The organism is Citrobacter sp. Cc139, from assembly GCF_030334645.1.
Lineage (GTDB): Bacteria > Pseudomonadota > Gammaproteobacteria > Enterobacterales > Enterobacteriaceae > Citrobacter > Citrobacter werkmanii.
The window spans coordinates 24025-42468 of record NZ_JAOWDM010000079.1 but is presented as its reverse complement, the minus strand read 5'-3'; the positions used below and the strand labels follow the sequence as shown (position 1 = coordinate 42468).

Annotated in this window: 19 protein-coding genes; 7 read left to right on the top strand and 12 right to left on the bottom strand. The window is 48.7% G+C overall.

The genetic code is table 11. From position 1 onward, the window contains the following. From tuf to bfr, 4 genes are all read left to right on the top strand, one after another. The coding region (tuf, locus tag OGV69_RS11555) for an elongation factor Tu (RefSeq protein ID WP_131348470.1) at window positions 1–1086 on the top strand (1086 nt) is incomplete at its 5' end. Window positions 1087–1349: 263 nt separating this feature from the next. Beyond that, window positions 1350–3440 (top strand): glycosyl hydrolase family 18 protein, encoded by a 2091-nt coding sequence (locus tag OGV69_RS11550; protein WP_312037060.1) that lies wholly within the window; start codon window positions 1350–1352, stop codon window positions 3438–3440. Window positions 3441–4332: 892 nt separating this feature from the next. Then, window positions 4333–4527: a bacterioferritin-associated ferredoxin gene (gene bfd, locus OGV69_RS11545; protein ID WP_038634750.1), complete on the top strand. Its 195-nt coding sequence runs from the start codon at window positions 4333–4335 to the stop codon at window positions 4525–4527. A gap of 71 nt (window positions 4528–4598) precedes the next feature. After that, window positions 4599–5075, top strand: a complete 477-nt coding sequence (gene bfr, locus OGV69_RS11540; RefSeq protein WP_038634748.1) for a bacterioferritin — start codon at window positions 4599–4601, stop codon at window positions 5073–5075. A gap of 46 nt (window positions 5076–5121) precedes the next feature. Here bfr and OGV69_RS11535 read toward each other — a convergent pair whose 3' ends face one another. The 12 genes from OGV69_RS11535 to gspC are packed head-to-tail and all read right to left on the bottom strand — an operon-like array spanning window position 5122 to window position 15972. Beyond that, window positions 5122–5901: a prepilin peptidase gene (locus OGV69_RS11535; RefSeq protein WP_071888048.1), complete on the bottom strand. Its 780-nt coding sequence runs from the start codon at window positions 5899–5901 to the stop codon at window positions 5122–5124. Next, window positions 5894–6376, bottom strand: a complete 483-nt coding sequence (locus OGV69_RS11530) for a type II secretion system protein M (protein ID WP_069325306.1) — start codon at window positions 6374–6376, stop codon at window positions 5894–5896. The genes OGV69_RS11535 and OGV69_RS11530 overlap by 8 nt, the downstream gene beginning before the upstream one ends. Beyond that, window positions 6369–7499: a type II secretion system protein GspL gene (gspL, locus tag OGV69_RS11525; protein ID WP_069325305.1), complete on the bottom strand. Its 1131-nt coding sequence runs from the start codon at window positions 7497–7499 to the stop codon at window positions 6369–6371. Before gspL ends, OGV69_RS11530 begins: the two co-directional genes overlap by 8 nt. A gap of 10 nt (window positions 7500–7509) precedes the next feature. Further along, window positions 7510–8487, bottom strand: a complete 978-nt coding sequence (gene gspK / locus OGV69_RS11520) for a type II secretion system minor pseudopilin GspK (RefSeq protein ID WP_069325304.1) — start codon at window positions 8485–8487, stop codon at window positions 7510–7512. Further along, complete coding sequence (locus OGV69_RS11515; RefSeq protein WP_069325303.1) at window positions 8484–9077, bottom strand: PulJ/GspJ family protein; 594 nt, start codon at window positions 9075–9077, stop codon at window positions 8484–8486. The genes gspK and OGV69_RS11515 overlap by 4 nt, the downstream gene beginning before the upstream one ends. Further along, window positions 9074–9430 carry a type II secretion system minor pseudopilin GspI gene (gene gspI / locus OGV69_RS11510; RefSeq protein WP_038634734.1) on the bottom strand — a complete coding sequence of 119 codons (357 nt, stop codon included), beginning with the start codon at window positions 9428–9430 and terminating at the stop codon, window positions 9074–9076. Before gspI ends, OGV69_RS11515 begins: the two co-directional genes overlap by 4 nt. Further along, a complete protein-coding gene (gene gspH, locus OGV69_RS11505; RefSeq protein WP_038634730.1) occupies window positions 9427–9927 on the bottom strand; it encodes a type II secretion system minor pseudopilin GspH in 501 nt (166 codons plus the stop codon). The genes gspI and gspH overlap by 4 nt, the downstream gene beginning before the upstream one ends. Before the next feature lie 2 nt (window positions 9928–9929). Beyond that, window positions 9930–10373: a type II secretion system major pseudopilin GspG gene (gene gspG / locus OGV69_RS11500; RefSeq protein ID WP_038634727.1), complete on the bottom strand. Its 444-nt coding sequence runs from the start codon at window positions 10371–10373 to the stop codon at window positions 9930–9932. Between the two features lie 9 nt (window positions 10374–10382). Next, the gene (gspF, locus tag OGV69_RS11495; protein WP_069325302.1) at window positions 10383–11582 is read right to left on the bottom strand and encodes a type II secretion system inner membrane protein GspF; all 1200 of its coding nucleotides are present in this window, start codon (window positions 11580–11582) and stop codon (window positions 10383–10385) included. Beyond that, window positions 11579–13054 carry a type II secretion system ATPase GspE gene (gene gspE / locus OGV69_RS11490; protein WP_069325301.1) on the bottom strand — a complete coding sequence of 492 codons (1476 nt, stop codon included), beginning with the start codon at window positions 13052–13054 and terminating at the stop codon, window positions 11579–11581. Before gspE ends, gspF begins: the two co-directional genes overlap by 4 nt. After that, window positions 13051–15045 (bottom strand): type II secretion system secretin GspD, encoded by a 1995-nt coding sequence (gene gspD, locus OGV69_RS11485; RefSeq protein ID WP_038634719.1) that lies wholly within the window; start codon window positions 15043–15045, stop codon window positions 13051–13053. Before gspD ends, gspE begins: the two co-directional genes overlap by 4 nt. Beyond that, entirely contained in the window at window positions 15046–15972 is a 927-nt protein-coding gene (gene gspC / locus OGV69_RS11480) for a type II secretion system protein GspC (protein ID WP_069325300.1), read from the bottom strand. It abuts the gene before it with no gap. Between the two features lie 47 nt (window positions 15973–16019). Here gspC and OGV69_RS11475 point away from each other — a divergent pair, with 47 nt between their 5' ends. The 3 genes from OGV69_RS11475 to rpsJ all read left to right on the top strand — a co-directional run bounded on the left by OGV69_RS11475 (window position 16020) and on the right by rpsJ (window position 18426). Next, the gene (locus tag OGV69_RS11475) at window positions 16020–17495 is read left to right on the top strand and encodes a peptidoglycan-binding domain-containing protein (protein ID WP_069325299.1); all 1476 of its coding nucleotides are present in this window, start codon (window positions 16020–16022) and stop codon (window positions 17493–17495) included. After that, on the top strand, window positions 17492–17869 hold the full coding sequence (locus OGV69_RS11470; RefSeq protein WP_069325298.1) for a type II secretion system protein GspB, cryptic system variant: 378 nt from the start codon (window positions 17492–17494) through the stop codon (window positions 17867–17869). The genes OGV69_RS11475 and OGV69_RS11470 overlap by 4 nt, the downstream gene beginning before the upstream one ends. Before the next feature lie 245 nt (window positions 17870–18114). Next, complete coding sequence (gene rpsJ, locus OGV69_RS11465; protein WP_001181005.1) at window positions 18115–18426, top strand: 30S ribosomal protein S10; 312 nt, start codon at window positions 18115–18117, stop codon at window positions 18424–18426. The last annotated feature ends 18 nt before the right edge of the window (window positions 18427–18444 follow it).

Genomic DNA, 18444 nt, shown 5'->3' with positions numbered 1-18444 from the left:
ACCGTACTGGCTAAAACCTACGGCGGTGCTGCTCGTGCATTCGACCAGATCGATAACGCGCCGGAAGAAAAAGCTCGTGGTATCACCATCAACACTTCTCACGTTGAATATGACACCCCGACTCGCCACTACGCACACGTAGACTGCCCGGGCCACGCCGACTATGTTAAAAACATGATCACCGGTGCTGCGCAGATGGACGGCGCGATCCTGGTTGTTGCTGCGACTGACGGCCCGATGCCGCAGACTCGTGAGCACATCCTGCTGGGTCGTCAGGTAGGCGTTCCGTACATCATCGTGTTCCTGAACAAATGCGACATGGTTGATGACGAAGAGCTGCTGGAACTGGTAGAAATGGAAGTTCGTGAACTTCTGTCTCAGTACGATTTCCCGGGCGACGACACTCCGATCGTTCGTGGTTCTGCTCTGAAAGCGCTGGAAGGCGAAGCAGAGTGGGAAGCGAAAATCATCGAACTGGCTGGCTTCCTGGACTCTTACATCCCGGAACCAGAGCGTGCGATTGACAAGCCGTTCCTGCTGCCTATCGAAGACGTATTCTCCATCTCCGGTCGTGGTACCGTTGTTACCGGTCGTGTAGAACGCGGTATCATCAAAGTTGGTGAAGAAGTTGAAATCGTTGGTATCAAAGAGACTGCTAAGTCTACCTGTACTGGCGTTGAAATGTTCCGCAAACTGCTGGACGAAGGCCGTGCTGGTGAGAACGTTGGTGTTCTGCTGCGTGGTATCAAACGTGAAGAAATCGAACGTGGTCAGGTACTGGCTAAGCCGGGCTCTATCAAGCCGCACACCAAGTTCGAATCTGAAGTGTACATCCTGTCCAAAGACGAAGGCGGCCGTCATACTCCGTTCTTCAAAGGCTACCGTCCGCAGTTCTACTTCCGTACTACTGACGTGACTGGCACCATCGAACTGCCGGAAGGCGTAGAGATGGTAATGCCGGGCGACAACATCAAAATGGTTGTTACCCTGATCCACCCGATCGCGATGGACGACGGTCTGCGTTTCGCAATCCGTGAAGGCGGCCGTACTGTAGGTGCGGGCGTTGTTGCTAAAGTAATGAGCTAATATTACGTTTATTTAACGTAGTTAGTTTAAAAGCCCCGAATATATTTCGGGGCTTTTTTATTTGTGTTTATTTAAAGATTTCAGAAATATTAGTTAATCTCAATATATAAATAATTTATCTGGTAGGATAAGTTTGTTCATTTCTTAAAGCATTGCGATTTGTATTTTATTAATTGAACTTGTTTGTTGTTATATCTACCTTATGCGTTATTACATACATATGTAATAAATTGATGGATTTATAACAACAGGAATGTTTAATAATGCAATTAAATCTCGCAACAAAAGCCTTATTTTGTATGGGGCTGACATGTGCTGCCTTGCCAGCATTTGCCCTGGAAGCATGGAGCGGTCAGGAAGGCGGCAGTACGTATGAAGTGATTTTCGACAGCGGCGTGTATAGCAATGCGTGGTGGGTAGGTGCATCGGATTGTCCGGGAAACGCCGCGGGCGACGAAGCGAATAACCCATGGCGCTACGAGCGAGCAGCGACCGCTGATGAAATAACGAAATATGGTAATCCAACAACCTGCGATACGGGTGGCGGTACGGTAACTTACCCAGCATATGACAATAGTATCGCTTATAATGCTGGTGATATTGTTATTTATAATAATGCGACGTATAAAACGTCTGTCGCGCAAAGCGCTTATGGTTTTGCTCCTGGTCAGGAAAATCCATGGGAGGCTTATGCCGTTGTCACGCAATGGGCGTCCTCGACCGTCTATAATAAAGGCGATAAAGTTCAGAAAAATGGCCAGGAATATGAAGCCCTGTTTTATACCGTAGGGGATGATCCTTCTCTTCCAGCTAATCAAAACCCAACTGGCACAAATGGTCGTCCATGGAAACCACTGGGCGCTGTTGTCTCTTATACTCAGGACCAGTTGAATAAAGCTCCAGAATATAATTCCTCCACTGTATATGAAAGCGGCACGCTGATCCGCTATAACGGTGGTAATTACGTTTCGCAGTCCAAAGTACAGAAAGTCTCCCCATCTGATACCAATCCATGGCGCGTGTTTATCGACTGGACCGGCACCAAAGAAAAAGTAGGCACGCCGAAGTCACCATGGCCTGCGCATGTCTATGCCCCATATGTCGATTTTACCCTCAACTCACAGCCGGATCTGGCAAGCCTTGCGCAGAACCAGAATGTCACCCACTTCACCATGGCTTTCGTGGTCAGTAAAGATGCTGATACCTGCCTGCCGACATGGGGTATCGCATATAACGTTAACGACTACGCTCAGTACAGCAAAATTAAAGCGCTGCGTGAAGCAGGTGGCGACATCATGGTTTCCATTGGCGGAGCGAATAACTCCCCACTGGCAGCGTCTTGTAAGAATGTGAATGACCTGAAGCAGCATTATTACGATATCGTAGACAACCTGAATCTTAACGTGCTGGACTTCGATATTGAAGGCACCTGGGTTGCGGATCATGAATCCATAAACCGTCGTAATGAAGCGGTGAAGGCTGTTCAGGACACCTGGAAAGCAGAAGGTCGTAGCGTCGGAATTTGGTACACCTTGCCTATTCTGCCGACGGGCCTGACGGCTGAAGGTCTTTATGTACTTGAAGATGCGAAAGCCAAGGGCGTTGAACTGGCTGGTGTCAACGTCATGGCGATGGATTACGGTAACAGCATTTGCCAGTCTGATGGTACTGAAGGCCAAAACATTCATGGCAAGTGTGCGACATCCGCCATTGAAAACCTCCATAGCCAGATGAAGCAGATTTTCACTGACAAGAGCGATGCGGAAATCAACGCCATGATGGGCACGACGCCGATGATCGGTTACAACGACGTTCAGGGCGAAGTGTTTTATATGTCTGATGCGAAACTGGTGATGCAGGATGCCACTGATCGTGGTCTGGGCATGATTGGCATATGGTCTATGATGCGCGATCAGCCTGGCGTCGCCAGGCAGGTTTCCCCTGAGCACAGCGGTCTGACCGAACAGCAGGCTGCGAAATACGCCTTTAGCGAAGTTTTTGCACCGTTTACGAAAGCAGGAAGCGAATTGCCAGACGGTGTGATTTCTTTCACCGACACAGCTGCGCCAGGTAACAGACATGCACAAATTAAACTGACGAAAGAAGCGTTTAATACCCGCAAGTTTGTTGTATATCAAAACTATAAAACAAACAAAAAGTATATGGGGCATTCAGAAAAAGGCCTCAGCTATTATGGGCACAACTGGTCTGCAGATAATGGTGAAAATACCGTTGCCGAATTCTATTACTACTCTACGCCGAAAGCGGGTGATACCGTAACATTAGTTGAAGATGACTATAGTAAAGAAACGGTATTACAAGAAGTTACAATTAGCAGCGATATGCTGAAGTAAGTCTGAATAGATATTTTAATATATGTTCAGATGTTGTTACCGCAAAGGGATGATTTTATCATCCCTTTTTTACAGATCCTCTAAAAATACAAAGTTATCGATTTTTTGTCGCCAGTTTTGTAGGGACAATAGCCATAATATTTGAGTAACTCTTACTGAACGAATCAAATATTAATAACTTTTAGATCTGCTTGTTGTGGTGACATATCAAGAAGAATAACGCCCGAAGACCGAATATCTGAGTAGCGTAAAAGGATGCTAATGCCTTAATTCTGTCGATTATGATTCTACTGTCATTTATGACAGGGACAATTGTTCTACTGGAAAAGCCAATGGTGGGTTTAGCCCGGCATGATCACAAGCAGTGATTTGGTATGGTTGAACTTTGGTCCTATTCAACACAACGATGGGGTTTTCAACGAATCTGGTAGTGGGTGATAAGATTATCGTTAGTGTTGAGTCAGGAAGTCTCGCTCTTTCTACCAATACCGTCGGTCCGATTCTGGTCGAATTGGTTGTTTAGAGGAGTAATTGCCTCCTGCTTCCACAAAACCTGTGAAAGGTTCTGTCTGTTATAGCAATAAATCTATCAAAAATAGTGTAGTAACAACGGGCTGCCCGATTCTACTTATTGGAGAACGGCAACGCTTAGTCTATAGCCGGCTGAATCGAATATACTGGGATATAGCCCAAATACCGAGGTTCTGCACTGTCTGGCTTTGTCGTACCGCCGTTATGAAGTAATCAACAGGAATAAGCATATATTCTGATCTAACATGTTGAAATTAATACTGTCATTTCTTTACGGATGTGTCGGCGGCATTTTTAAGGTTTGATTTGTTTTGAGAACAATAATCATTTATCATAATGGTGTTCATGGTTGGGAGCATATATGTACATTTGTTTATGTAACGGCATCAGTGATAAAAAAATTCGTCAGGCGGTACGCCAGTTTCACCCACAGTCATTTCAGCAGTTACGCAAGTTTATTCCTGTTGGAAATCAATGTGGTAAATGTATTCGGGCCGCGCGCGAAGTGATGCAGGAAGAATTAATGCAAATGCCAGAATTTAAAGAGATCGCCTGAGTCACACTCTTTTTTTTGACATCCCGCTAGCCCCATCTACTCTCTAAGAGTGGAAGCAGAGGGACTATATAATGAAAGGTGATGTTAAGGTAATAAATTATCTCAATAAATTATTGGGAAACGAGCTTGTCGCCATCAACCAGTATTTTCTTCATGCGAGAATGTTCAAAAACTGGGGTTTCAAACGTCTGAATGACGTTGAATATCATGAATCTATCGACGAGATGAAACACGCCGATAAGTACATTGAGCGTATTCTCTTTCTTGAAGGTATTCCCAATCTCCAGGATCTGGGCAAACTTGGCATCGGTGAAGATGTTGAAGAGATGCTGCGTTCGGATCTGGCTCTTGAGCTGGAAGGTGCAAAGGACCTGCGTGAAGCAATCGCCTATGCCGACAGCGTATTTGATTACGTCAGCCGTGACATGATGATTGAAATTCTGGCGGATGAGGAAGGCCATATCGACTGGCTGGAGACCGAGCTGGATCTTATCGATAAACTGGGGATCCAGAATTATCTGCAGGCGCAAATTCGCGAAGAAGAGTAGAAGCAGAGTCGTTAATACAGGAAGGAGTTAATCCTTCCTGTTGAGTTCACCAACTTATCCAACAAAAGTAACCCCACCCACTTACGGCCAGTGCCGGGCCGAAAGGAATCAGCGCACCGCGACGTCCTTTTTTTGCCCATAACAGAAGACCATACATAATCCCTGTGATTGAAGCTGCGTAAAGGATCATTGGTATACTTTGCCAACCGCTCCAGGCCCCGGCAGCGGCCAGCATTTTGAAGTCCCCGTAGCCGATCCCCTCTTTATGCCATAACAACCTGACTAACCAGTAGATCAACCACAAAATCATATATCCCGCAACGGCTCCAATGATGGCGTCTTTGCCGGGTATAACACCGAAACTGGCGTTGAATAACAGCCCGAGCCACAGCAATGGCAGCGTGAGTTTGTCAGGCAGAAGATAATGCTGCAGGTCGATTACGCTGAGTGCGAGCGCAAACCAAAAATAGATAAAGAGCGCCAGCGCCAGCAGGATTTCGTTGGGGTGCAGGGCGTAACAGAAAACGGCCATAACAGCACAGAGCGCTTCGAGCAAAGGATAGCGTTTCGAGACAGGAAGACCACAATGACGACACTTCCCCTTCAGACATAGCCAACTCAGTAGGGGAATGTTGTCATACCACGCCAGCGGGGTTTGGCAGTGGCAGCAATGCGAACCAGGCAGCCATAAATTAAAAGGGGAGAGCGCTCCGTCTGCGGGGGTGGGGGGGAGCACCATCAGAGGCAGGCGCCAGGTGAGCATTCCCATGGTGCTGCCCGCCAGTAGTCCAACGACAAGGAACAATATTGCTAATCCGTTATCCATTTTTTTTCGCTCCAATCGTCAGTCGTGTCAGCGTAATACTGTCGGCATCGTCTTTACTGGCGTGAAACTCAAGCGCCACGATGTGCAGACCATATTCGCACTGTAACACTGCCAACCAGCGTACGAAGGTGTCCATCTTGATGGTGGCGGCGCTGATATTGAGTCCACCACCGTGAGCCGGCTGGAGTGTTGCGTTAAGTCCCGATTTTTTAAGACTGCGCTTCACTAGCGTTTCCAGGGAGTCCGATTGCGTCCGCTGTGGAAGAAGACCGGCTGCTGAAGCCTGTTTGTGAAGCCACTGTATGTCGAGCTGTAACTTTTCGTCCCGGGATTGCATTGTATCGATAGCCTGACCTAAAGGCTGCCAGGCGCCAAACCAAAAAATGGCCAACAGGCAGCATCCGAACAACGTTATAAAGATGCGTTGCTCATGCGTATTTTTATGATGAAACCAGATCTGAGCACGTTTAATCATTTCGAAGTGTCCACATTCCCTGTTCATGTTTTTCGACTTTTAATGGCAAGCCATAGATGCGCGCTTTGATGAATGCCTGTACCTGGCTTTCATCACTGGCGTAGATGAAAAGCTGCAAAGATTTACTCGCCGGATCATAGTTAAGTCCTTCCAGCGCCAATCCCGGGAATGCTGACAGCTTTGACTGCAACTGCTGCAAGAACAAATAGGGGGCAGGGATATGTTGTTGTAACTGTTTCGGCAGATAGGTTCGCAAATTGCTACTGTGTCTGTTCTCAGGAATGTATCGCTGCCACTGCTGTACCAGATCCTGACTGAGCTGCTTCTCCAGGCTATGGAGTTGCCAGTAGGTAATAGAGCGGGTAAGCAGTGCGACACCCGCAGCCAGCATGATGCTGAATAGCGCGACGCGCTTCAGGAGCGCGGTCCTGGGCGAGCGTGGAGAAGGGGCGCGAATCTTATCGTGTAGAAGATTAGGTACATTGCCGTTTGGGTAGAGAGTCAGAATATGGCGTTCAGGTTGACTCTCTGTACTGGAACAGGCCACTGGTAACGAACCGTAGTTTACCAACTGCGGAGGGCCGAAATGCGTAAGCAGGTGGGTAAGCCACGCCTCCGTCAGGCAGGAGAGATAATTTTCCTGTGTTCTGAGCAACCACCGATCGCCCTCTCTTAATACCGTCCAGCCATTGTCGCATGCCGGCAGGCAACAGGCGTCAAACGTGACACATGTAGTGTTAATACCTGCATCGGCAAGGGTTCGGAGCTGAGACTCAAGCCAGTCGGCATCAATGCCTGCAACAGTGAGACGAGACCCCTGACGGGACAGTAATGTCCAGTGCAATGAGGGCGCCCCTTCGTCGAGCGTTTCATCAGCGAGCCAGTGAAGCTTTTGGTCAGTCAGTTCATACTCTTCATCCGGTATGACGATTGTTTTACATGTCGCCATACTGGCGGAAAGAAGCAGATGTGCGGACTGCGCCGCTGGAAGTGTACCAAGCTCCGCTAACTGTTCCATGGACAGATGCTGGATTTCACCTCCTCCACCTTCAGTATATTCCACCCATTCCACGGGGGCTGACGGCTGTTTTTGCAGGCGGATAAGCAGTTTTGGTGAGGACACTGAAACTGCTTTACTCTTCGCTACTGCCATCCGTAAGTTGGCGTAAATAGATTTTAATTGTTTTATTTTTTTCATCATAAAAGAAAAATGTGCGCATACCGGAAGTAAGGTCACCCTCGTGGGCTGTAGATGTGGTCAAAAAAAAGGTGCTATTGGCGGTTAACTGTTTTTTAAGCGAATCCGTCAGGGGTTTGGCGGCGCTGTAATCTTGTTGTGCCTGATAGAGAAAGGCATCTACCGTTTTCCAGCCACCCTCAGGGCGTTTCTTCAGTAGTGTTTTTGCATCTGAGTCACTGAGGTTATTGAGAAATAGCGCAGCTAATAGAGGGGCCTGCTGCTCAGTAAGAGTATTAATATTTATGGCGAGTTCATTGCTGAATGTCGCGCAGATAAAAGGGGATAATTTTTGATAAATAGCGTCGGTCATTCCTTTGAGCTTGCGTATTTCGGCAGGTAAAAAGATCATCTGTCCTGCTGTAAGAAAACCCGGTTGGCTGGACTTGTAATACTCATCTTCAGCGCCTTTGACACGGGGCGTCACGTCAGCATCAATGTAATCTGCGCCGGATTGAGCGATCTCGTCTGCGCGATACTTTTCCACGCCGATTTTTTCCAACAGGGCTGCGAACACCTCGATTTTATAGGGCAGAGTGGTCATCGGGTCCGTCGGCACATCTGCTAATGCGTTCAGATTGAAGCAATGTTGTAGATCGCTGGTTTGCCAGCTTACCGTTGTGTTGTCGCGAAGTTCTGCAAACTGGGGGAGCTCATCAAATTGGCTAAGCTTATCCTTGGCATTCTGCAACGTTTGTGCAGTGGCTTGCGCTTCGGCATACAGCAGCGCATATTTCCCCTGGATACTGTCATTTGTGCGTCGGCTGCGCTGCAACTGAGTCTGAAAGCTGATCGTCATTTCTGATGCCAGCGCGGCCATCAGCGCCAGAATCATCAACACGATCAGTAACGCCGATCCCCTTTGATTACTCATTTAGCTGTCCCTGTAGCCGCCCCTGTAGTCGGGCTGGATTTCTGTTTCTCCGGGAACCAGCCGGGCAGAATAAAAAGACGAGTAAGAATCTCTCCGTTTTCACGCTCCAGCGTTATTTTAGCCGTTGTAGATGTACTGTCGCCCTCAGCGAGAGCCATTGTTGCGGACAGATGAGCGATGTCGGAGAGTAACGCTTGTGGCGGTGCCTCCTTTTTGCCATCGGGCGAGCGTCTCATCGCGCGGTATAACGTGCCGTTGTCCACATACCAGTGGACGGTAGTGAGAATGAAAGCGGCCTCGAAAGGCATGGCTGGGTCTCGTGTCTGGGTAGTGAAAATCGCGCCATCTTTTTCGCTGAAAAAAGGCTGATTCGTCTGACGGTTTTTTCGCGGAACGTACTGCATCAAATCGTTTTCAAACAGCAGCATCGTATGCTGAATAGCATCAAAATTATCGGCTGTCTTTTTCGCACGCTGATGCTGCTCTGAGGCCTGGGAAAAAACCATTGAGGCCAAAAAACTGAGCGTCGAGAAAATGGCAATTGCCAGCATCACTTCCAGTAACGTGAAGCCCCGCGGCATCTTACTCATTTTTTGTCTCCGTTTTCTGGCGTCCAGGAGTACAGATTAAGCGTCCGTCCGCTGGCGGAGGTTACGCTGGCTTGCTTTTGATTAATGGCTGATTGGTTTTGCAGGCTACCCGACAACTGCCAGGAGAAAGTCTCGTTCAGCAGTATTGTCTGACCTTTTCCCGAGGTGGTCTGGTCGTTAATGGTTCCAATCAAGGCGTTGTCCGCAGCCCAGAGTGCCAGAGTTTCTTGCTTCAGCGTGTCGAGAGCAGAGAGTTGCCATTGCATACTGCTAATCAACCCTATGACAGCGGTCGCAAAGATTGCCATCGCCAGCAATACCTCAAGCAGGAGCATTCCGCTTTGTTGCTTCATTGCGCATCCTCAAGGCGAGTGATATCCAGCGGTAGCGATCCGTCACACCGCAGAGTCACGAATTTTGCACCGTCTTCATCTCTGAACATCACGGTAAAAGGCGTCAGTTGACCATCGGGTAAGATCATAATTTGTGGATTTGCATTTTCTGCTGAAGGCGTTACTTCAGGTTTCGCTGGCGCAGCCCAGTCACCGTAAAGCGGTAAACTGTCGCTGTCGGCCAGTTCTTGCCAGTTCCATTTGTGGGTTGAATCCTTTTGCGGCAGGTAAAAAGTCCAGCCTTCAGTGGTCAACCGCAAACCGACCACATGCTTTTCCAGCAACGCCAGGTCTGACGCGTATTTCACCGTCTGCCTGAAGGTGTCGATCCGCTGTAGTAGCTTTCCGCCTGATCCCAGCCGGTCACTTTGCATGGCGATAATGCCCGTAGCTGAGATGGCGATAATGACCACAACCAGCATCACTTCCAGCAACGTGAATCCTTTCTGATGCGTCATGTTTATTGCGATTTTTTGTTATTATCCCAGTTGTTAATGTCATCCGCCGTTCCAGCTTCTCCATCTGGCCCTACGGAGCTGATATCAATAGCGCCATGTTCGCCGGGGCTTATCAGGATATAGTCGTTCCCCCAGGGGTCTGCAGGCAGACGTCGGATATAACCGTCAGTATTGTAATTCTCGGCCTTGGGAGAGAGCTCCGGCGCGGTGATGAGTGCTTCCAGACCTTGTTCCGTTGTGGGGTAGCGATGGTTGTCCAGCTTGTACATGTCCAGCGCATTTTCGAGCGCGACAATGTCGCTGACCGCCTTTTGTCTGTCCGCGCGATCTTTGTTGCCCATCAGATTCGGCACGACCAGGCTTGCCAGAACCCCCAAAATCACAATGACCACCATCAATTCCATGAGGGTAAAGCCACGCTCTGTGGCCCGTGTCTGTTGTTCCATAACCTTTCCTTAGTTCATTAATGAGTTAAGTTGTAAAATTGGCTGCATAACCGAGACGACAATGAACAAAACGATCATCGCCATCACAACGATCAACGCAGGTTCAAAAATTGCCAGCGTCAGTGCGATGCGGTTTTGTAGCTGGATTTCCTGATTTTCTGTTGCCCGCTGCATGAGTTCTCCAAGCTGACCGCTTTTTTCCCCGGAGGCGATCATGTAGAGCATCATCGCGGGAAAAATCTTCGTCTTCTCCAGCGACTGGCTAACGCTGTTGCCCTGGCGAACGCTCTCAGCCGCTTCACCCAGACGCTGGCGTATTTCCTGATTACTCACCCCCTCAGCGGAAAGCGACATAGCTTGTAAAAGAGGAACGCCGCTGCTGTTAAGAATGCTCAGGGCGCGTAAGTAGCGAGCGCTATTGATGGCGCATACTAAAGGCGACGTTAAGCGAAATTGAATTAACCAACGGTGAAATCGATGCCGGTTTCCCTTTTGTTTAAGCCAGAAAGAAAACAGGCATCCACCGCCAATGAGGGTGAGCAGGATCCAAGGGCCATATGCCGACAAAAAATTGCTGATCGCGAGCAGGATCCGAGTGGTGAGCGGCAATGCGTGTTTGAGGTGGATAAACTGCGCTGCGACCTTAGGCACCACGGTGGTGAGCAAAATAATAACCACCAGAATAGCGACCGTAGTGAGCAGGGAAGGATAGATTAAAGCCTGCGTAAGCTTGCTGCGCATTCGCTGGCGCGCTTCGTTAAAATCCGCCAGTCTTTCCAGAACTGCGCCTAACTGACCCACCGTTTCGCCCGCTTTAACGAGCGTGCAAAAGACGGCATCAAACAGGCGGGGATATGCCTGCATCGCAGTTGACAGTGATTGTCCTTCAAGAATGGACTGCCGAAGAGTCGTAATCACATCGGCAAGTTTCTTATTTTCTTTTTGTTGCCGAACCACGTCGAGGGCTTCATCCAGCGGTAATGCTGCGGCGATTAGCGTTGCAATCTGACGCGTAAAAAGCGTTAATTCACTGTGACTGACTCGTGCAGGGAGGGTCTTCAGGGGGATCGCGCGTCGTTGGGGTTTTATCGTTTGCGGCAATAGGGCCTGGCTACGCAGTTGCGCCACCATGTCCCGTTCGCTTGCGGCTTCGCTAACGCCCGTAATACGATTTCCCTTCACATCTGTTGCGGTCCAGCAATATTTCATTCAGGCTGCTCCGTCGGTGTTTGCCCTTCCGATGTCACTCTTAGCACTTCCTCCAGCGATGTAATGCCTTCTGCGGCGACGCGGAGACCGTTTGCCAGCAAACTACGATGGTGACGACGCTGAATTTGCTCCAGATGCTGTTCGTTGGTCTCTGTGTGAATGGCTTCGCGCAGTTCAGGCGTAACAAGTAACAGCTCGTGAATTGCCAGTCGCCCCTGATAGCCGCTATGCCTGCATGCCTCGCAGCCCCCGGCATGCCAGACCTGAGAGGTATTGATCCCTTGAGCCAGCAGGAGTTGCTGTTGCTGGTGGGTGGCAGGGCGCGGTATTTTGCAGTGGTTACACAGTCGTCTTACCAGACGCTGGGCAATAACCCCGACAAGTGATGAAGAAAGCAGAAAAGATTCCACCCCCATATCCCGCAATCGTGTTACGGCTCCGCTGGCGCTGTTTGTATGGAGAGTCGAAAGAACCAGATGTCCGGTCAACGACGCCTGAACAGCAATCTGCGCTGTTTCGGCGTCGCGAATTTCACCTACCATCACGACATCAGGATCCTGACGTAAAATGGCGCGTAGCCCACGGGCAAAAGACATATCTACGCGACTATTGACCTGCGTTTGACCTATCCCTTCCAGTTCATATTCAATCGGATCTTCAACGGTGAGGACGTTACGCTCCGGGCTATTCAGTGCGGAAAGGATGGCGTATAGCGTGGTACTTTTTCCTGAACCCGTTGGGCCGGTGACCAGAATAATGCCGTGGGGGAGGGCAATCAGATCTTTCAGGCTGTGTGTGTCTTCTGCTGACATATCCAGCTTATCGATTGATAACCGCAGGCTGGTTTTATCCAGCAGACGCAAAACGACACGTTCGCCATGCTGTGAGGGGAGCGTAGAGACACGCACATCCACATTCCGCTGGCCTATTTTTAACGTTATGCGGCCATCCTGTGGGAGGCGCTTTTCGGCAATATCCAGCTTGGCCATCACTTTGATACGTGAGATCAGCAGGGCCGCCAGCTTTTTATTAGGCTGAACCACTGGACGCAGAACGCCATCGACGCGAAAGCGGATCCCCATCGTTTTCTCAAATACTTCGATATGAATATCGGATGCATGTTCCTTGATTGCTTCACTGAGTACGGCATTAATTAGTCGTATGACCGGCGCATCGGATTGTTCGTTAAGCAGATCTTCATTGGACTGGATCTCCTCAGAAAGAATGTTGAGATCATCAAGGTTATTCATATCTTCTGCGATCAACTGGGCAGTGCCGCTGTTCTGTTGATACAGGTGCTCGAGTTTTTCCTCAAACTGTTGCGCAGAGAGCCGGGTAAACCGGCTACATTCAGGCGCTGTTGCGGCTACGTCCAGCATAGATTCAAGCGAGGTATTTTCAGCATAAATCAGCTCTTCCTGCTGTACGGCAATACCGTACCGCTGTGCTTTTTTCCACGTAAAGGCTGTCATTTTGCACTGCCGTTATGGAACGGATTTTTGCTGTTTGACTTAGCTGGTGTGGCCACAGAGGAGTCAAATGCGTGGTCATCTAATGATTCAATGGCATCGACATCAATCAGGCTACCGTTTTGCTTGCTACTCCTGTTTTGTTGCATCTCCTTGAAGCCAGTATATTTATCCCTCGAAAGCGAATGGTAGACTTCATCATCTCTGATGATGGTTGGTCGGATGAACACCATCAAGTTGCGTTTATTTTTTTCATTTGAGGTATAGCGAAAAAGTTGCCCAATGAGGGGGATATCACCCAGTAAGGGAACTTTCGAAACCTCTTGTTTACTTGAGTCATCCATCAATCCGCCCAATACCACGGTTTCACCGCTTTTTACCAGGACGGCGTTTTGAATAGTACGGGTATTAAATGTAGGGCCGAGAGTGGATGAGGTTGCCGTAGAATCGACACTGGACACCTCTTGCTCAATTTCCATTAATACGGAATCGCCTTCATTGATTTGCGGCGTAACTTTTAGCTTAGTGCCGACTGTCTTACGTTCGACGGTGCTGTAAATATTATCGCCCGAGGTGGTTTGCGACCCGGAAAGCACCGGAACGTCTTGCCCGGCGTTGAAAGATGCCTCTTTGTTATCGAGTGTCACGATACTCGGAGTAGAAAGAATATCATTCTTGCTATTGCTACTCAGCGCGGTAAGGAGAACCCCCCAGTCGCCGTTGAAGAATCCTGCGGCAAGACCGTTGAAGTTACTGAACAAATCATATGCAGGGTTATCGCTGGTGGTACCGCCCTGTCTCTTGAATTCTTGAACCCCTTGTGCGGCATTGAAAATGGGAAGATTGGTCTTGGTAAACTGCTGCACGCCGACGTTTTTATTGGCCCACTGGACTCCAAGATTAATGCCTTTACCATCCTGAACTTCCACGATGATAGCTTCGACCAGAACCTGGGCGCGGCGAATGTCCAGTTTGGCGATGACATCTTCTAACTGCTGGAGAATACTTTGGTCTGCGGTAATAACCAGCGAGTTGGTTTGTTCATCTGCCGTGATGGATATATCGTTATTGCTGCTGGCAGATGATTTTGAAGCACTGCTTTTTTCATCCTTCATCTTTTGCGTGACGCCGGTTAAAACTTCAACCAGTTTATCTGCTTTGGCATATTTCAAATACCAGACACGGGTGTTGCCCTCACCTTGATCTTGCGTATCCAGCCGGGAAATAAGTTGTGCCATGCGCGCCCGGGCACGATCGGAACCGCTGACAATTAACGCATTACTACGTTTATCTGCAACGATGCGCGTCTGAAGTGTGGCCGGTTTAGCCTCTTTGCCATTTTCTCGCGCCAGGTCATTGAGGACGTCGGCCAGGTCGGTCGCTGAGGCATACTTCAGTGTGAAAACCTGTTCTTTGGCATCACCCATCACATCGACACGTTTAACCACCTCCAACAGACGATTGACGGTTGAGGCTTTGCCGGTGATGATCAATGCATTTGATGGTTCGTAATGCACAACATTACCGACCTTACCGCCATCAAGCATTTGTCGAAGCAAGGGGGACAATACGCGGGCAGGAACGTTTTCCAGTGACACAATACGCGTCACCAGTTCATCTCCTTTGCCGGGTTTCGTCCCGCTAATGAGTCTTCCTGGCATTGTTTTGACTTGCTCTGAACGCACTACCTTAAGTAACCCATTATCAAGAGTAATAATTGAGAAACCGTAGAGATCCAGTACGCTCAGGAAAAACTGATAATATTCATCCTCATTGAAGGTATCATTGCTTCTGACGGATATTGAAGCCTTAACATCGGGATCAATCAGAATGGTTTTACCCATATTTTGGCCGACAATATTGACAAATGTCTGAATGTCCGCATTGTCAAAGTTAGCGGTATAATCGACTGCGAATGCAGTGCGGCAGGAGGCTGCGAGTAAAAGTATCAACGACCAACTTTTCAGTCGCCGATGTAAAACAGTTCTCTCCATTTAGTCTTCCTTTCCATCCTGGAATTGTTGAACTGAAACATTAATTAACCGTGGCGAAGCATTACGTAAGACGGTGAACTGAGCCATTTTAAGGTGCTTAAGCGCATTTTGTGCTTTGCCTAAATTTGCCTGTTGAGTCAACTTGATATTATTTAGCTGAATGGCTATATCCCCAGGTTCGAGGGAAGAATGCTTAAAAAACTGAACCTGCTTTCGTGGCAGAAGGCGTAAACCACGTAAAGTGTTCTTATCCACTACAGGACGGGCATCAATGAAATCAGCCAGCGTTACCGCTTGTTGCTCTTGCTGGGATGCTACCGCCCCCTGAGGCCTGGACGGTTGTGCCAGTTCAGCAAGCAATGTCAGTTGCAGTGTTTGCTCACCAGAAGAAAACATTATCTGATTCTTTGTAATACCCGTAACACGTATTTTGCTGGAGGACTTCAGATAATCATTAATGGCATAAACATTTTGCTCACCATTTTCCTGCAAGATTGCGCGGGAAATGGATTTATTTGAACTATGAATAATTCCGCTGACAACGACCCCGGACAGCAATGCCTCTTGCGCATGCGATTGTTGATGGGGGGAAACATTCATATCTGTATCTAAGGGCACGGATGATAAATGCCATTTTTGTTTTCTGTTTGAGATATTCTCCTGATGAATTTGACTTGATGCTGTCCGCAATGTTTTGTTTTCAAACCACTGTTCATATCCTTTATGTATACAAGCAAAAATACATATAACGCTTGCAAATATCACTATGAGGTAGGCGCCATGATAAAATAGCGTGCTTTTGAATACGTGGCGGATAGTTTTCATAAAATTATGATTAAGAATAACTAACAAGTTAATCTGTTTCTTGTTAATGATAACGATAATATATTTATCCTGCTGCCAGGCGACAAGCGTTTTGGCTCCCACGTTCCTACTTTAGGAAATAATAAATTTTATGGAAAATATGAATATTCATGGATGAGTTCATTTCTGTTTTGACCTCCCGCCAGCAACTGTTGCGGGATAATATCCTTTCCGCGTTTTTGAACGAACAATGGCTGGTATTACATGGGGCAAAAGGCACCGGAAAAAGCACGCTTGCACGCAGTGTAGAAGCGTTATGGCCACATCGGGTGCTAACTCTGGCACCTGTAAATAGAAAAGGTTATAGGTGGGAATGGCAGGTTATCGCAGATACGCAAAAGGTGGGATGTTTAACCGGACGGTCATTTTCTGGCGAGACGATCTGGAGCGAATTACTTGGTCTGATAACCGTTAAGGCATGCGATAAGCCTCTGTTTATTTTGGAAGACGGACATCAGGTCACCACCGGTATTACTGCAACGGTTAAGGCGTTTATCGCCATAATGCCGAAGGCCCGGCTGTTAGTAACCGGTAGATACAGTCTGAGACAGCAGCGCCAGTTACGTACGATGCATCCGCTCTGGTTCGACGTACCCATCCCGGATATTGAGGATTACCGTAGGGTAATCGCACCCTGTATCGAAACGGAACAGGAGGGCCAAGATGCTCTTCCTGAGACATTTATCCGACATATCATGAAACGTTGCCGCGGTAATCTGCATCTGGCGGCGCGTGTCGGGTGGAATCTTACGCGTAATAAAACGAAACAGGGTGAACAACAAACCATCATCACGCCGCTTCAGCAACGTGAAGCGCTGCGTTGTCTGCCTGCGCCTCGTCGAACCGGGGGGACGTGTCTGGCAGTGGTTGTCGTCGCGGCGCTATGTGGTAGCGCTGGCTGGCACTTCAGTCCATTGCTTGACAGATGGTTGCCGCCCATAGCCAGCATATGGCCTGCAGGACAGCCATCGGCTGCATCACTTTCTTCCACAACGCTGACGTCAACGATTATGTCAACTAATGAGTCGCTCGCGCGGCTTTACAGCGTCTGGGGATATGAGGTCAATAAAGGGGAAGCATGGTGCGATCAGGCGTACCGGGCGGGTTTGGTTTGCCTGTCGGGCACTGATACGCTGGAATCGCTTCTGGCCCAGCAACTCCCCTGGATAGCAACGCTAAAGGTAGATAATAGCCTTATACCTGTTGTCGTGATTGGAGAAAGCAACCAGACCATCACCGCCCAGTCGGGTGCTGGTACATGGATTATGGATAAAGCCTGGTTCAGTGAAGTGTGGCAAGGGAATTACACGCTAATGTGGAAACCTTCACCAGACGGTAATGTGAGCATCATGAAGAAAAGCAGCGTCGACGACATTCTCTGGCTGGATATGATGCTGAGTCGCGTGTTGAATGTTGAGGCTGAGAGCACGGGAGAGTGGAGCCCTCTTTTATCGGAAAAAGTCCGCCAGTTTCAAATGCAAAATAAGATTAAGGCTGACGGTATGGTAGGGCGGCTTACTCTTATTCGTCTATGGCAGGCGCTGGATGAAAGCCCAAAACTGATGCATGACGGAGGGAAAGTATGAAAACGGATCATGAATATTATTTTAGCGAAAACCTGCGTTTTGACCGTCCAGATATGCCGCTTACGTTATGGCGGTGCGCGCGTATCGCGCTTTCATGGCTGGGGTTGAGCATTGGCATGGTAATCATAGGCTACTATACGCATAGCGCGTTTATTCAGCATACCGCGACGCCGGCCGTGCCGCCGAGCTTTCGTCTGTCTGACGCGCACTATATATATAAGCAGCAGCCGCTGCCGGAACCGGAAGAGACCGTTGAAGAAGAAGGCGCGGATGATATGCGCAGCGAAGAACCGTCAGCGCCTGACGAGCCTGTTCAAAACGGGGATCTCAAAGCGCGAGTGAAGCAGGCCATAGCGGAAATTGACCAGCAATAACGTCGTTCTGCGAAAGGTTGGTTATTATCGATACAACTTCACTTGCATTAAGCCCGCAGATACGTATAATGCGCGGGCTTGTCTTAATTGACGGCTGGTTCGATATGAGCCACTGATAGTCGATTTGACTATCTGACAATGTTCCCAATCGGGGAACTCTGTAAGAACGGTTACACTCTCCCATCAATCGTAATGGGTTTGAGGAGTAACTATTTCGTCTATAAAATAATTGGAGCTCTGGTCTCATGCAGAACCAAAGAATCCGTATCCGTTTGAAAGCGTTTGATCATCGTCTGATCGATCAATCAACCGCGGAAATCGTCGAGACTGCCAAGCGCACTGGTGCGCAGGTTCGTGGTCCGATCCCGCTGCCGACCCGCAAAGAGCGTTTCACCGTTCTGATCTCTCCGCACGTTAACAAAGACGCGCGTGATCAGTACGAGATCCGTACTCACAAGCGTCTGGTTGACATCGTTGAGCCAACTGAAAAAACCGTTGATGCTCTGATGCGTCTGGACCTGGCTGCCGGTGTAGACGTGCAGATCAGCCTGGGTTAATCAGGTCATCGAGCGATT

Coding starts and splice junctions, on each gene's coding strand:
- OGV69_RS11550 (WP_312037060.1), top strand. CDS start 1,350: ATGCAATTAAATCTCGCAACAAAAGCCTTATTTTGTATGGGGCTGACA.
- bfd (WP_038634750.1), top strand. CDS start 4,333: ATGTACATTTGTTTATGTAACGGCATCAGTGATAAAAAAATTCGTCAG.
- bfr (WP_038634748.1), top strand. CDS start 4,599: ATGAAAGGTGATGTTAAGGTAATAAATTATCTCAATAAATTATTGGGA.
- OGV69_RS11535 (WP_071888048.1), bottom strand. CDS start 5,901: ATGGATAACGGATTAGCAATATTGTTCCTTGTCGTTGGACTACTGGCG.
- OGV69_RS11530 (WP_069325306.1), bottom strand. CDS start 6,376: ATGATTAAACGTGCTCAGATCTGGTTTCATCATAAAAATACGCATGAG.
- gspK (WP_069325304.1), bottom strand. CDS start 8,487: ATGAGTAATCAAAGGGGATCGGCGTTACTGATCGTGTTGATGATTCTG.
- OGV69_RS11515 (WP_069325303.1), bottom strand. CDS start 9,077: ATGAGTAAGATGCCGCGGGGCTTCACGTTACTGGAAGTGATGCTGGCA.
- gspI (WP_038634734.1), bottom strand. CDS start 9,430: ATGAAGCAACAAAGCGGAATGCTCCTGCTTGAGGTATTGCTGGCGATG.
- gspH (WP_038634730.1), bottom strand. CDS start 9,927: ATGACGCATCAGAAAGGATTCACGTTGCTGGAAGTGATGCTGGTTGTG.
- gspG (WP_038634727.1), bottom strand. CDS start 10,373: ATGGAACAACAGACACGGGCCACAGAGCGTGGCTTTACCCTCATGGAA.
- gspF (WP_069325302.1), bottom strand. CDS start 11,582: ATGAAATATTGCTGGACCGCAACAGATGTGAAGGGAAATCGTATTACG.
- gspE (WP_069325301.1), bottom strand. CDS start 13,054: ATGACAGCCTTTACGTGGAAAAAAGCACAGCGGTACGGTATTGCCGTA.
- gspD (WP_038634719.1), bottom strand. CDS start 15,045: ATGGAGAGAACTGTTTTACATCGGCGACTGAAAAGTTGGTCGTTGATA.
- OGV69_RS11475 (WP_069325299.1), top strand. CDS start 16,020: ATGGATGAGTTCATTTCTGTTTTGACCTCCCGCCAGCAACTGTTGCGG.
- OGV69_RS11470 (WP_069325298.1), top strand. CDS start 17,492: ATGAAAACGGATCATGAATATTATTTTAGCGAAAACCTGCGTTTTGAC.
- rpsJ (WP_001181005.1), top strand. CDS start 18,115: ATGCAGAACCAAAGAATCCGTATCCGTTTGAAAGCGTTTGATCATCGT.